The sequence below is a fragment of the Lysinibacillus sp. NPDC092081 genome (assembly GCF_044755845.1).
GTDB lineage: Bacteria > Bacillota > Bacilli > Bacillales_A > Planococcaceae > Lysinibacillus.
The window spans coordinates 69,909-83,063 of sequence record NZ_JBIVRU010000014.1; the positions used below are offsets into that span (position 1 = coordinate 69,909).

11 protein-coding genes are annotated in these 13,155 nt (G+C 36.7%); 5 read left to right on the forward strand and 6 right to left on the reverse strand.

Translation table 11 applies throughout. From position 1 onward, the window contains the following. The first annotated feature begins 387 nt into the window (after nt 1-387). Complete coding sequence (locus ACIQLB_RS18115) at nt 388-4,608, forward strand: S-layer homology domain-containing protein (RefSeq protein ID WP_400728777.1); 4,221 nt, start codon at nt 388-390, stop codon at nt 4,606-4,608. A gap of 143 nt (nt 4,609-4,751) precedes the next feature. On the opposite strand, the gene ACIQLB_RS18120 is transcribed toward ACIQLB_RS18115, so the two are convergent. Continuing rightward, the gene (locus tag ACIQLB_RS18120; protein WP_400728779.1) at nt 4,752-5,078 is read right to left on the reverse strand and encodes a hypothetical protein; all 327 of its coding nucleotides are present in this window, start codon (nt 5,076-5,078) and stop codon (nt 4,752-4,754) included. Continuing rightward, nucleotides 5,053-5,172 (reverse strand): hypothetical protein, encoded by a 120-nt coding sequence (locus ACIQLB_RS18125; protein WP_400728782.1) that lies wholly within the window; start codon nt 5,170-5,172, stop codon nt 5,053-5,055. Before ACIQLB_RS18125 ends, ACIQLB_RS18120 begins: the two co-directional genes overlap by 26 nt. A gap of 318 nt (nt 5,173-5,490) precedes the next feature. On the opposite strand from ACIQLB_RS18125, the gene ACIQLB_RS18130 reads away from it, so the two are divergent. Further along, nucleotides 5,491-6,654, forward strand: a complete 1,164-nt coding sequence (locus ACIQLB_RS18130) for an MFS transporter (RefSeq protein WP_400728848.1) — start codon at nt 5,491-5,493, stop codon at nt 6,652-6,654. A 78-nt stretch (nt 6,655-6,732) separates the two neighbouring features. Then, nucleotides 6,733-7,707 (forward strand): AraC family transcriptional regulator, encoded by a 975-nt coding sequence (locus ACIQLB_RS18135; protein ID WP_400728785.1) that lies wholly within the window; start codon nt 6,733-6,735, stop codon nt 7,705-7,707. A 192-nt stretch (nt 7,708-7,899) separates the two neighbouring features. Here ACIQLB_RS18135 and ACIQLB_RS18140 read toward each other — a convergent pair whose 3' ends face one another. The 4 genes from ACIQLB_RS18140 to ACIQLB_RS18155 all read right to left on the reverse strand — a co-directional run bounded on the left by ACIQLB_RS18140 (nt 7,900) and on the right by ACIQLB_RS18155 (nt 11,986). Further along, complete coding sequence (locus ACIQLB_RS18140; protein ID WP_400728788.1) at nt 7,900-9,294, reverse strand: nucleoside recognition domain-containing protein; 1,395 nt, start codon at nt 9,292-9,294, stop codon at nt 7,900-7,902. Next, complete coding sequence (locus tag ACIQLB_RS18145) at nt 9,266-9,991, reverse strand: FeoB small GTPase domain-containing protein (protein ID WP_400728791.1); 726 nt, start codon at nt 9,989-9,991, stop codon at nt 9,266-9,268. Before ACIQLB_RS18145 ends, ACIQLB_RS18140 begins: the two co-directional genes overlap by 29 nt. Beyond that, complete coding sequence (locus ACIQLB_RS18150) at nt 9,988-10,245, reverse strand: FeoA family protein (protein WP_400728793.1); 258 nt, start codon at nt 10,243-10,245, stop codon at nt 9,988-9,990. The genes ACIQLB_RS18145 and ACIQLB_RS18150 overlap by 4 nt, the downstream gene beginning before the upstream one ends. Before the next feature lie 442 nt (nt 10,246-10,687). Beyond that, entirely contained in the window at nt 10,688-11,986 is a 1,299-nt protein-coding gene (locus ACIQLB_RS18155) for a hypothetical protein (protein ID WP_400728796.1), read from the reverse strand. Nucleotides 11,987-12,313: 327 nt separating this feature from the next. Between ACIQLB_RS18155 and mntA the strand changes: the two genes are divergently transcribed. Continuing rightward, a complete protein-coding gene (gene mntA / locus ACIQLB_RS18160; protein WP_400728800.1) occupies nt 12,314-12,748 on the forward strand; it encodes a type VII toxin-antitoxin system MntA family adenylyltransferase antitoxin in 435 nt (144 codons plus the stop codon). Beyond that, complete coding sequence (gene hepT / locus ACIQLB_RS18165; RefSeq protein WP_400728851.1) at nt 12,741-13,145, forward strand: type VII toxin-antitoxin system HepT family RNase toxin; 405 nt, start codon at nt 12,741-12,743, stop codon at nt 13,143-13,145. Before mntA ends, hepT begins: the two co-directional genes overlap by 8 nt. The last annotated feature ends 10 nt before the right edge of the window (nt 13,146-13,155 follow it).

Sequence of the window (13,155 nt, forward strand, 5' to 3'; positions counted from 1 at the left end):
ACATTTCTAATTCTTGGGGTACATGATTAATGCTACGATCATTTGGGCAAGCTACTTTTAAGTCATCCCCATATGACTTGTATACCATGTTCAAATGATACGTAAACTCGGGACACATCTCTTGATTCGACTTGACAAGATGCAAGGTTATCCCCCTTTCCCTTATAACATCACAAGTACGACTAGATGTATGCCTATATATCGTTAAAGCCAAGTGAGCACCGATGCTCCTTGGCTTTTTAATGTTTGTTGCCGATTTTTGCTAACGATTTTCTTCCAGTATTTTAGAATTATCTATGAAGGTTCACTACCTACCTGTCGATATAAAGGGTATGATGAAAATGATATTTTGAACGTATCAAATACATAGATGAAAGGAAGAGTGGGATGGATAAAACAAAAGTCCAAAAAGTGAACAAAGCACTTATAGCAACTGTTTTTGCTACTAGTGGGATTGCTGTTGTAGTACCACCACAAAATGCAGCTGCAGCTACGTCACCATTTACGGATATTAACCAATATTCAAGCCATTACGATAATATTTTAAAATTATACTCTCAAGGTGCAATTAGTGGGTATGCAGATAAAACCTTTCGACCAAATCAAAATGTAACACGTGGTCAGGCAGCAAAAATGCTGGCAACTGTTTTAGACTTGGATTTAAAAAATGTGCAAGACCCATATTTTAAAGATGTCCCAAAAAGTAGTGAATACTACAAGTATATAGCTGCATTACAAAATGCAGGAATCATGGCAGGGTATTCAAACGGAACATTTATGCCTAATGAAGTGATGACACGTGGGCAATTGGCGAAAATTTTAGTGCTTGGCTTTAAATTTGAGGTAGCATCTAATTACAACCATAGTTTCAAAGATGTAACTAGCCAAACAAGCAACGCTATCTATATTCAAACTTTAGTAGATTTAAAGATTACAGAAGGAACAACACCTGTCACTTTCTCACCATTTAATGCGGTAACACGTGGACAAATTGCATCCTTTATTGTGCGTTCACAAGAGAAAAAGGGCAATGCCACATCTTTCAAAATTACAGGTGTTGAAGACGATAATGTCTACATAAATGGTGAGCCTTACTCAGTACCGGAAAGTCTCTCGCATATTTTTAACGAAGATAATGCCCCAGTATTAAAAGGTGCACTTATTGAAGGGGATCTTTCAGGCAAAACTATCCGCTCTGTCTCAAAGTTAACATTGAATGCAAGTGGGACAAGCTCAAGATTTCTAGAGTTTGATGGCAATCATGGGTCCTTTGGTGCGACAATCGTTGTCAATGGGAACTATATTGAATTTTCCAATGTTACACTGACTGGCACAATGCTTGTCAACGAAACGGTACGTCCACCTTTACAATTAGGCGTTTCCAACTATAAGCCATTATCACTTGGCCGTGTAGCAAGCACCAATACTGCATTTATCGACTGGTCTAATCCAGATAATCCAAATGATGAAGGCTCGTCCAATAAAGGTCCGACAACAGATCTTCAGAATTGGACAGATCAGAATCCCGACAAGAATCCTGATAAAAACAAGCCATTTGAGAACTGGTCTAAAGATAAAGTGACGATGAAAAATGTTGAAAAACATATTGAATTTTATAACAGCACTGTATCACGCCTAGTTGTCTCTCAAAGCGGTACAAAAATCGAAACGAATATGAAGCTACCACGTGTAGACATCATTGGGAATGTTCGTGAATTTGAGATTCAAGGGAATATCGGCACACTAAACCTTGATACAGAAACGAAGCTAACAATTTACGGAGATGGCAACATCGATTGGATTAACTACAATAGCTATACAGATTTAGAATTGTATATAGACGGCCGCGTAGGTACTCTGTATGTTGATAATGTATACGGTTGGGTTGATCTTGGAGATTACACGTATGTTGACAAAGTGATTATACCGAAGGGCGAGGGACCGAATAATATTTTCGACGACTTCCTAGAGGATAAAGACAATATTGGTACAATTACAGATCCAGACGGTAAACCAGTCGATAAAGATGATCTTGAAAACCAAAAACCAGCTGATAAAACAAAACCTTTAATCGACATTACGAATGTATCAGTTTTAAGTGGTAGTGAGGTACAGGTAGATTTCACTTCAGATAAAGTTGGAACTTACTACTATATCGTCCGTGAAAAAGGCGCCGATGCACCAACGAAAAAGGAAATGGTAAATCGTATTTCTACTGACAATGTGGCAAGTGGAACAGGCGCAGCAGTGAATGGTAAAAACACCTTTAAAATCACTAAATTAGGTGAGAAAAAAGAATATGTCGTTTATGTGATGGTCGTTGACGGAGCGAACAATGTTTCGGATATTAAATCACAATCATTCCAAATGAAAGATGGAACACCACCAGTTGTTAAATCTTTAACAGTAACACCTTTACATGGTGGAACACGTGCAGAGTTTACATTTACAGCGAGTGAACCAGGAGACTATTACTACTACGTACGTAAAAAGACGACTGCAGCTGCTCCAACAACTGCAGATATTGTTGCTAAACCAACAGGTAAGGGTAAGGCAGTTGCAGGGAAACTTGGAATTACTGAAATTCTAACAGGCTTAGAGGCTGAAACAGAATATGAACTTTATGTAGTGATGAAGGATGATTCGGGTAATTATTCGATAGACCCAGCTGCTTCGAAAGGCTTTAAGACAGGTGCACTTGATAATATCCCACCATATATTGTAGGTGGTGAACTGTTTTTACTTGATGAAGTAAAAAATGAGTTTTATGTAACAGTGAGTGAGGAATTAGATCCTGTATCTGCTGAAAAAGTAGAGAACTATGAACTTACAGGTACAGGGATTGTCAATCAAGGCTTGCAAAAACCAATTCGTCCAGAAAAAGTCGTCTATAATAAATCACAAAAAAGATTAATATTCACAATCCCTTCATTAACAGGATTTGTAAATGGCGATAACTTAGTTGTAACTATTTCTCCAAATGTTAAAGACTTAGCTGATAATGGATTCGAAAATATTAATAATATTCCGCCTAATAGTGTTCCTAGAAATACGGCTGAATATATTCATAAAGATGGTGAATGGCCTTACTTAACAATTATAGGAGAACCTGCGATTAATGCTGCAAAAGATCAGACGCTTATTGAATTCAATGCAACTAAAGCAGGTACGTATCATTATTTGATTATGGAGTCAGACTTAAAGCTAACACGTGATGATCGTCTACGTTTAATTGAAGCTGTTCAATTGAATTCGAAAACATTTAAAGTTGGCACAGAGGATGTAGCTATTATCGGTAGTGGTGGTAATAAACCAGCTCAATTAGGAAAACAAAAGGTTACAGTTCCGCTTCCAAATACAACACCACCATTAGATCCATTTAAAAGCTATTCGATTTATATGGTGTTACGAGATCGTTCAGGAAATGTTTCTGATATTCAAGCAAAACATGTTATTGATGATCAAACACCACCGAAAATTGAAAATACATCAATAAAAATAGCTGAGGGTGACAAGAAAGCTACATTTAAATTTATGTCAGACGAAGATGGAACCTATTACTATGTCCTTAGGAAAGCTGATGATACAACTATTCCAGTTCCAACTAGTGCAGAAGAGGTTATCGCTAAAGGAACTGCTAGCAATATGCGGAAAGATACAAATGAAATTAACCTTTCTTTATCAGAACATCAAGATTACGAGCTTTATGTTGCAGTAAAGGATCGCTATAATAACGCGACAATGTTACAGGTGGGTACAGAATCAAAAGTTTACACATTTGATGAAAAACAAAATAAACCAATAACCCTGACTCCTAGTGGAAATGGAACAGGTGTTATGGCATACAAATTCTTCTCAGATGGCACACCACCAAAGGTAGAAGATCCAATCTTTAAACGTCTGGATGGTAAAACATTTGAAGTAACATTTTCAGAGGCTATTGATCTAAAAGATTCTGATTTTAAATTAGTAGAACCAGGTACAAATACTGCTATTTCGCCATCCTATCCATGGGAGTGGGAAGATACTACAGGTAAGAAGGATTGGGAATCTCGTAAGCTAATTATCAAGTTTGCTAATGAAGTAAAACAAAGCTTCGACATTACTGTAAATGCTACAGCTACAGATAAAGGTGGATGGACATTCAGTAAAGAAAGAGCAGAGTACAAATATCCAAGTTCTGATGCTAATAATAAAATTATTGAAGCATATTTAACAGGAACTTTAGGTGGTAGTGATATCAAAACATCCCCAACTATGGAAGTTAGTATTGAAATCAATACAGAACTATCTTGGGAACAAACATATTATTATGCTATTACTAACTCAGCTTCTCAGGTACTCACAAAAGAAGATATTATTAACAGTATCGAAACAGGAAAGTGGTCGCAAGGTATCACTCAAGCTGGTAAGAAATTATTACCGACAACTCCTGAACAACAAAATCAATCACAGGCAAGTTTCAGATTACAACTAAAAGCTACAGGTACTAATGCTATCTTTATGGAGAAACAAAGAGCCTATCTGTTAACTGTAGACAAGTATGGAAATATCGTAATGTCTGTTAATGGTTCATTGCCGTATTCTGAAATTAAAAGGGGTAATTAATAAAATCGTATATGATAGAGATTTTAGAATAGTATTTTAGCTATTGTGCTAAAATTCCTCGTAGTTCATGGTATAGAATAAAGCCCAGTAAAGCATTTTTCCATAATGTTTTACTGGGTTTATTAATTCTATAAAAAATATAATTATATAACTAATAAGCCAAACAATGTTTTCAATATATCATTAGAAAAGGGGAATAGAAACGCCTTTATCAAAGAATCGATGCCCTCTAAATTTCTCCTATAACCTAAATCGACAACTACAAAGAGTGTATCCATCTCCACAGTAAACATGCCTCTGAGATAGGAATAACGATTTACAACATAGCTTATTCGGTTTCCCAGGTCCCCATGGGGGATGTTCATCCAAGTATCGATCATGTCTCCACCTTGTTCAAATATGGCTTTGACAGCTCTGTTTTCTTGTATCTTGGAGTAATTGTATTCACTTTTGTATAATGCTTTGCTCATTCATTGCTAAACTCTTCGTAAGCATAATCACACCGACTTTTGATGTGTTATAAGAAGATTGGCATTGTGGGGTTTTCGCAATGATGCCAGACATAGAGGAGATATTTATGAGTTATAATTTTGTAGTGCTTGCTCAGCTTTCTGTTTTTCAATAAGAAGTTGGAAGAATACATAGTGCCCAAAAGAGACGTCTCAAAATCTATTGAGATGTCTCTTTTCATGTTTAAAAGAAAATAAAATCCGTTAAACGGCATTATTATCCGTCTATTGGTAGAGAAGTAGGACTAAAAAAATTAAGATAACTATATTTCTAAAGAGAAAAATTAACAAAAAATGAAAAGGGGATCTTAGATCAACATATTGAATAGTTTCTTTATTTTAAGAGTAATAGGCATTAATTGATGAAAGGGGAATAAAAATGAAAAATTTTTGGGCATTTGTTATGACTGGGATGCTATTAATCGTTACAACTACGGGATTTGCTCGTATGGCTTACGGAATTATATTACCTTTTATGCAGGAAGGGCTGTCATTAACTACATCACAGTCAGGTTTATTAGGTACGATGCTCTTTTTAGGTTATTTACTTACAGTAGGTCTGTCTGGGATGCTGACGATGCGTATTGGGGCGAAAAACGTGCTGTTGGTAGGCGGAGGCTTAGTTATTGCAGGTTTAGGAGGTCTTATATTTATCCCGAACTTTTGGTGGGCTGCTATAGCTTTATTTTTAGCTGGTGCTGGTAGTGCTCTTGTCTATACACCACTACTATCAATAGCAGTTAGCTCATTCCCAAAGAAAAGAGGGACGGTGATGGGGTTACTAATGAGTGGTGCGGGAGTAGGGATGTTATTGTCTGGATTAATCGTGCCCTTTATGCTTCAGCATTTTCCTAAGCTTGGCTGGCGAGGAGTGTGGTTAGTATTTGAGGTAATCACAATTATAGTCGTATTAGTAGCATTTTTTGTGATAAAGACACCACACTCGGCAGAAAAGGGGACTGCACAAGAAAAAACTAAAGCCTGGAGAAGTAAAGAGTTGTACCTCATAGCTGGAATTTATTTTGCCGTTGGACTTGTTTATCTTATTCCGAATTTATATCAAACAAGCTATATGAAGGACATTGGGATTTCGAATGCAGTGGCGGGCTTCATTTATGCTGTTGCAGGAATCGTTTCAATTGGTGGTGCGCCATTATGGGGAATGCTAGCGGATAAGATAGGCGTAAAAAAAGCATTAATGGCAGCGTTGCTTTTATCAATTGTTGGAGATGTTTTTCCAATGCTATTTCCTAATGTAGTTGGATTTATCATGTCTGCTATTATATGGGGCTCGTCTCTTGGAGGTGTCCTTGTGCTCATTCAAATGAAGGCGAGTCAAGGGGTATCGGCAAAATATGTGGCGTCAGCGATCGGCTTTATTTCTATCTTTTACGCTATCGGCCAAATGATTGGGCCTGGACTCGCAGGTTGGCTTATAGAATATGCTGGGGGATACGCTACTGCTTATGGTTTTGGAGCTACTATTTTCTTTTTATGTTTACTACTGTCAATGGTACTTACTACGAAAGAAGAATAGCTTAATCGCTGTTCGTTTGCTACACTTTGGTTATAATTGATAATAGTTCTCGATTAAAAACGGAGGATGGTGACGAACATGTTGAATACTAATTTCCATGAGAACTTTAGTGAATTTTTTCATGCATTGGAAATGTCAAAGGTACAAGAATGTCCGTTTGTATTCCAACCAAATGTGCAGGAAGGAGCTATACATCGTTTTATTCCTCGGCCAGATTTAGAAGTGGTTATATCTGATTACTCATTTTATCGAGAGCACCAAATGCAAGTAGTAACAAAGCAGCCTATGGTTGAACTTAGTTTCTGTTTACAAGGTAATAGAGGTGTTTACATCTCAGGTTCAGAATATGAAATTTCTTCAGGAACATGCTCGCTTCAATTTATAGAGCAAGTAGGGGCAAATTTTATGTTTCATAAAAATCAATCCTATCAAATGGTTGGGATTGGTATTCCGGTTTCAACTTTCAATCATTTTATGAGTGAAATTAGTAAAACTAGTGAGGAATCCCTAAATTTCTCTAAAATTCTTGATGGAAAACGATATAGACTATTTCAAGAGAGAATTAACGCATCTTCCCTAATTATTGTTCGGCAAATGTTAGATGCTATAGCAAGTAAGAAAATGACCAATTTAGAGTTAGAATGCCGAGCATTGCAGCTTTTATCTATGACATTCCGATCTCATCTATTTGATAATTCTCTTAGTCCTGTTATGTTTTCAAAAAGTGATAGAACAAAAATACAGCAAGCCCAATCAATTATTATGGAGCATATGTCCAATCCTCCAACACTAATTGAGTTATCGCGTTTAATTGGTTTAAATGATTACAAATTAAAAAAGGGATTTAAAGAGATGTTCGGAACAACTGTGTTTGGATATTTACGAGAAAAAAGGCTAGAGAAAGCATTTCTTTTACTACAAGAGGGAACTATGAATGTAACTGATATTGCGAATGCAGTGGGATATTCTAATCCTAGCTATTTTGCGGAGATTTTTAAGGAGAGATTTGGAATTAATCCTAGGGAAATATTAAGGGGTCTTAATCGATTGTAGTTAAAAACACCTTAAATTGAGTGAGTCAATTTAAGGTGTTTATTATGGGAAATAACAAAGGAATAACTAAAGTTCCTTTCCGTTAATTGTTTCTTGCTCTATCGCTTCATGAACGATTAAGCCTTTATGTGGTGTAAATACGTATGTGATACTAAATAAGGGGTGTCTGGTTTAAGACCATCCCCTCCATCATCACACCCAACCAAACGCGCGAGCAATTGTCGCCGTTAGCCATGTTACACCAATGGCAATAACAGTTGGAATTAAAAATGACATAAATGTCCACTTTGCACTTTTTGTTTCTTTATAAATATTGACTAAAGTCGTTCCGCAAGGGAAGTGTAGAAGTGAGAATAACATCATATTTAATGCTGTTAGCCAAGTCCAGCCTTGGTCGATAAACACTTGTTTTAGCCTCGATAAATCCTCAATTTCTAGCATAGCTCCTTGTGATAAATACGCCATAATTAGGATAGGGATCACAATTTCATTGGCTGGCAGCCCAAGAAGAAACGCAGCCATAATAAAGCCATCCATACCAAGAGCGTGACCAAACGGCTCTAAAAAGTTTACAAAATGCATTAGAATACTCGTATCACCAACGTAAATATTGGCGAATACCCAAGTCAAAATAGAGGCAGGCGCTGCAACGATTACTGCTCTTTTTAATACATTCCATGCTTTATCAATACTTGCTCTTAAAATTGTATCCCAGAACTTTGGTTTTCTGAACGGTGGAAGCTCTAAAGTGTAATGGGTTGGTACACCCTTTAAAGCTGTTTTAGAAAGAACCCATGAAACAGATAATGTTACAACGACGCCCAACATGACAAATCCTATTAAAATGGCTGATGTTACAAGTGTACTTGTTGCACCTGAAAAACCAGTTACCATAAATAAGGATGCTAATAAAATAAGGGTTGGCCATCTCCCGTTACAAGGAACAAAATTGTTTGTTAAAATGGCTAACATTCGTTCACGAGGGGATTCTATAATTCTCGTAGACAGAATAGCAGCAGCATTACAGCCAAAGCCCATTGCCATTGTTAATGACTGCTTCCCGTGTCCACCTGCTCGTTTAAATAAACGGTCCATATTAAATGCTACTCGTGGTAGATAACCGTAGTTTTCTAATAGAGCGAACATAGGGAAGAATATAGCCATTGGCGGTAGCATAACACTAATAACCCAACCAGTACCTCTAAATAGCCCAAGAATTAAAATACCGTGTAGCCATTCTGGTGCGTGCATTGCTTCAAAAAGAATTGTTAGCTTACCCTCTAGATAGCCAAATAAGTTTGCTAACATATCAGATGGTACGTTCGCGCCAGCAATAGTAATGTAAAAGACAGTCCCGAGCAAGATAAGCATAATAGGGAATCCCCAAATGCGGGATGTGAAAATTTCATCTAATTTATCAGATCTGTACATTGCAGGCTGCTGCGATACTACTTTTTTACATAAAGATTTGCTTTTAGTATAAATATCACTAACGATTTCATCTCGAATATCCTCATTCGAAACCTCGTTCACTTCAGCTAAAATACCCTTAAGTGAATTATGATTTAACACTGACTGGGACTCCATTCGTTCTCACCTCGTGCTGTTTATTATTCTTATGATTTTGCAGTTTTAAGATCATTTCCTCATCACCATCAAGTAAGCGCAGGGCAACCCATCTCGATGGATATTTTTCATCAAAATAACCTTCTAATTTCGATTCTATCTTTGTTATGGCTTCTTCTATTTCTTTCGAATATTTCATGCGATACGGAGTTGTAACAATCGTCCCGTTCACCAATTGACTTAAAGTATCCAACAAACGATTAATACCTTTTTTATTTCTTGCCGATATTTTTACGACTGGGACTCCTAGTTCACGAGCTAATTTCCGGTCATCAATTCGAATACCTTTCTTCTCAGCTTCATCAATTAAATTGATACAAATGATGACGTTATTCGTCATTTCTAAAACTTGGAGCGCAAGATTTAAATTTCTCTCTAATGATGTTGCATCAAGCACAACAATCGTTGCATCCGGTTGATCAAAAACAATATGGTCTCTTGCAACTTCTTCATCTGCTGAATTGGAAAATAGCGAATAGGTCCCGGGTAAATCCACTAGTACATATTGCTCTCCTTTGTGTTCAAAAGATCCTTCTGCATGAACAACCGTTTTCCCTGGCCAGTTCCCAGTATGCTGCTTCAATCCTGTTAATGTATTAAATAATGTGCTTTTACCGGTATTTGGGTTACCTGCTAAAGCTATTCTATTTACTCTCACTTTGTATTCCCCCTAACAATTTCGCCCAAAATCATAGAGCTTTCATCATTACGTAATGCAATCGTCGTATTGCTTACGCGATAAGCAACAGGGTCTCCTAAAGGACTTTTACGAAGAACAGAGATTTCTGCTTCTTTCACAAAGCCTAAATCTAATAATCTTCTTCTTAACGGACCCTTAATATTTATTTCTTTTATTAAAAAGCAATCTCCAAATGAGCATTCAGAAAGTGGTTTTAATGACGTCTTTTCCATGTGCATTTTTTATTCCTTTCTATAATAATATTTCCCGAACTTCATATTGTTTCTCTAAGGAAACTTTATTAATGATTATCCCTGTTTTATGACAATTGTCAATAGTTTTCAGGTTTTTTTTGAAAGAACGCGATAAAAGAGCGTTCTGATGAAGGGAACGACAGCGTATTGCTTAATCAGTTGTTGGACCAAGAAATGTTGAAAAAAAGGGGTAATTTGGCATATCAAGAAGAGCGAAGTTGTTGATGGAATGATATAAAAAGGTCTCTTTATGATGTATTAGAGTAAGTAGGATTTCGTTACAGGTGCCCATTGATTTTTTGAAAGAAGTGCTTTTGCTTTGAAGAAGCGATAGCGGAGCAGAAAAAAGCATAACCCTCCGCAAATAATAAAATTGGCAGAGGGTTATGCTTTTTTTTTACTGAAAATTATTAGTGGATTACTATCTAACAATTTGGAATGAACCAGATGTAGTTGTTTGAATGAAATGACGGTTTCCTTCTACTATGTAATCAGCAGGCTCTTGATCGCCAAGATCAAACGTACGAACGATGGAGGCATTTGGTGATAAATTATCGATAATGATTTCCATATCTGCCTCAAATTCAACTGGTTTTTTATTTAATGTTGCTTTGAAAGTGATACGATTCAAATTTCGTGTAATTTGAATTTCCATAACACCAGTATCCTCATTAAGAAGAGTTCCTAGCGGTGGAATAATAACAGTCATATTAGATTTTGTTGTTAAAACGAAGCGCTCTGTACTAATTTCTGAGTCAGCAACGTTTATTTTTGCTGTATAGGTATTTTTGTTTCTAGTCATAGCTGTAATTTTACCAGGTACGGCTGCCGTATCCGATAAAATTGGCGTTTTTGTCCCGTTCCCTTTAGTCGGTAGCTTATATTTCCCATTTACAAAGTCCACTAAAGTCCAGACATTAGGGACAAGCTGTTGTTGCACAGGCGTTAAAGCCTCGAAGGCTGTTTTCACTGCCTGTACATCTTGGGCAGTAGACGTTTTAGGTGATAAATCTGCAATGGCGTTTTCCACTTCCTTAGCTGCTTCCTTATCTTTCACAACAAGCTGTTCAGCATCTAATAAAAGCTGCTCTACACCAACAGGTAAAGAAGCGTTTGTAAATTTGCGTAATGCATTAAGCTCTGCTCTAGCATCAGCTACATCTTGATGGAAGGTAATGCGAGAAGAGTTTAACAATCGAATTTTATTAACCACTTTATCGATAGATGTGTTTGGTGCGATATAGGATGTCAGTATCCTTTGTGATGCAGCACTCACAAATGTTTTCTGTGCTGCATTTAACGTATTGTACCAATCTCTCGTTTCCATAACATTTTGATAGTAATTGACGGAAGTTGATTCTACCGAAGCTAATTTCTCTTCAATTTGATCAGCAAGCTTACGATACGCTACTTTTGTCTGTTTATAATTTGACAGCGTTGAATAATTCGTGACGTACTCTTGTTCCGTTACGGTTAACGCATCGTATGCTTTGCTGGCTGTCTCTAAAGTTGTTTGGAATGAAGCGGTTGTATCATTAATGTTGGAAATAAGTCGAACAACATTCGCAACATTAGCGTTGTAGTAATAAGTATTATCATATATGTAAGCAGTTTTTACCTTCCCTGTAATATCAGCAGCCGATGCTGACGTAGGTGCAGTATAGATCAGTGAAGGGGCCGCAACTAGGGCGAGTAAGGCTAATTTTCGTTTGTTTTTCATAATACGGGAAACCTCCTAATTGGTTTTTGATAAGTGTTATGGGTAAAACGTAGGATTTTTTATCCTAGATAAAACCTTTGATTGTCTCGGTAATATCCTAATTTATGTTGATAAACCAATTTTATCATAGACCAGGATTTTTTTATGTATATTTTAAGTGAATAGGTAGATAGGTTGTGCGTTTTTTTAAAATATTTTGTGTCTTATGTACTTATGGGAATATGAAAGGTAAGAGGTCGCTTTTTTAATAGCGACGGATAGAACTGTAAAACTGCCGGATAGAAACAGACGGTTAGAACCCTCATACTAAGGGGAGAGTTTGTTATAATGATGCTAAGAAGAGCGGGGGTGTTTAATTTGCAACAAAACTGGCAGAAGGTAGTTGTTGAAAAGCTTGCCTCAGCTGTTAATCCAGCCTTTGTTATTGTTTTTGGTTCTTATGCGAAAGGTTTAATACGTGAAGATAGTGATTTAGATATTGCGTATTTTGCAGATAAACCACTCTCGGGTTATGAACGTTTTCTATTAGCTGGAGAAATTGCACAGGCTTGTAATATTGATGTTGATTTAGTTGATATGAAGACGGTTGATACAGTGTTTGCAGCACAAATTTATTCAAGTGGTATGGTCATTGATTGCCAAAATGAAAACACTTTTGTTAAAGAACGAATGAAGGCTCTATCAATGTATGTGACGTTAAATGAACAACGCGCGGGAATTCTGAAGGCAATTGAAGAGAGGGGTAGTGTCTATGGTGAATAATGATGTTGTTCTAAATAAGATTGCTACAATTGAACGCTGTGTGAACCGTGTTAACGAGGTGTATGGTGGTTATCCAGAGAATTTAGAAGACATTACGAAGCAGGATAGTATCATTCTGAATGTTCAACGTGCGTGTGAAGCTAGTATTGATTTGGCCATGCATATTGTTAGTGATTTAAAGCTTGGCTTACCTAAAACGAGTAGAGAAGCATTCAAGTTACTTGAGGAAAAAGACATTATTGACCATGCATTAGCAAAAACATTAATAAATATGGTCGGGTTCCGAAATATTGCTGTGCACGATTATCAAGCTATTGATATAAATATACTTCAAGCAATTATTGAGAATCATTTAGGTGATTTTAAAAGCTATACAGAGGCAATATTGCTTATATAAAAGAAACCAC

Excerpts from the sequence above, each read along its gene's own strand:
- ACIQLB_RS18115 (WP_400728777.1), top strand. The coding sequence starts at position 388 with ATGGATAAAACAAAAGTCCAAAAAGTGAACAAAGCACTTATAGCAACT.
- ACIQLB_RS18120 (WP_400728779.1), bottom strand. The coding sequence starts at position 5,078 with ATGAGCAAAGCATTATACAAAAGTGAATACAATTACTCCAAGATACAA.
- ACIQLB_RS18125 (WP_400728782.1), bottom strand. The coding sequence starts at position 5,172 with ATGTCTGGCATCATTGCGAAAACCCCACAATGCCAATCTTCTTATAAC.
- ACIQLB_RS18135 (WP_400728785.1), top strand. The coding sequence starts at position 6,733 with ATGTTGAATACTAATTTCCATGAGAACTTTAGTGAATTTTTTCATGCA.
- ACIQLB_RS18140 (WP_400728788.1), bottom strand. The coding sequence starts at position 9,294 with ATGGAGTCCCAGTCAGTGTTAAATCATAATTCACTTAAGGGTATTTTA.
- ACIQLB_RS18150 (WP_400728793.1), bottom strand. The coding sequence starts at position 10,245 with ATGGAAAAGACGTCATTAAAACCACTTTCTGAATGCTCATTTGGAGAT.
- ACIQLB_RS18155 (WP_400728796.1), bottom strand. The coding sequence starts at position 11,986 with ATGAAAAACAAACGAAAATTAGCCTTACTCGCCCTAGTTGCGGCCCCT.
- mntA (WP_400728800.1), top strand. The coding sequence starts at position 12,314 with ATGATGCTAAGAAGAGCGGGGGTGTTTAATTTGCAACAAAACTGGCAG.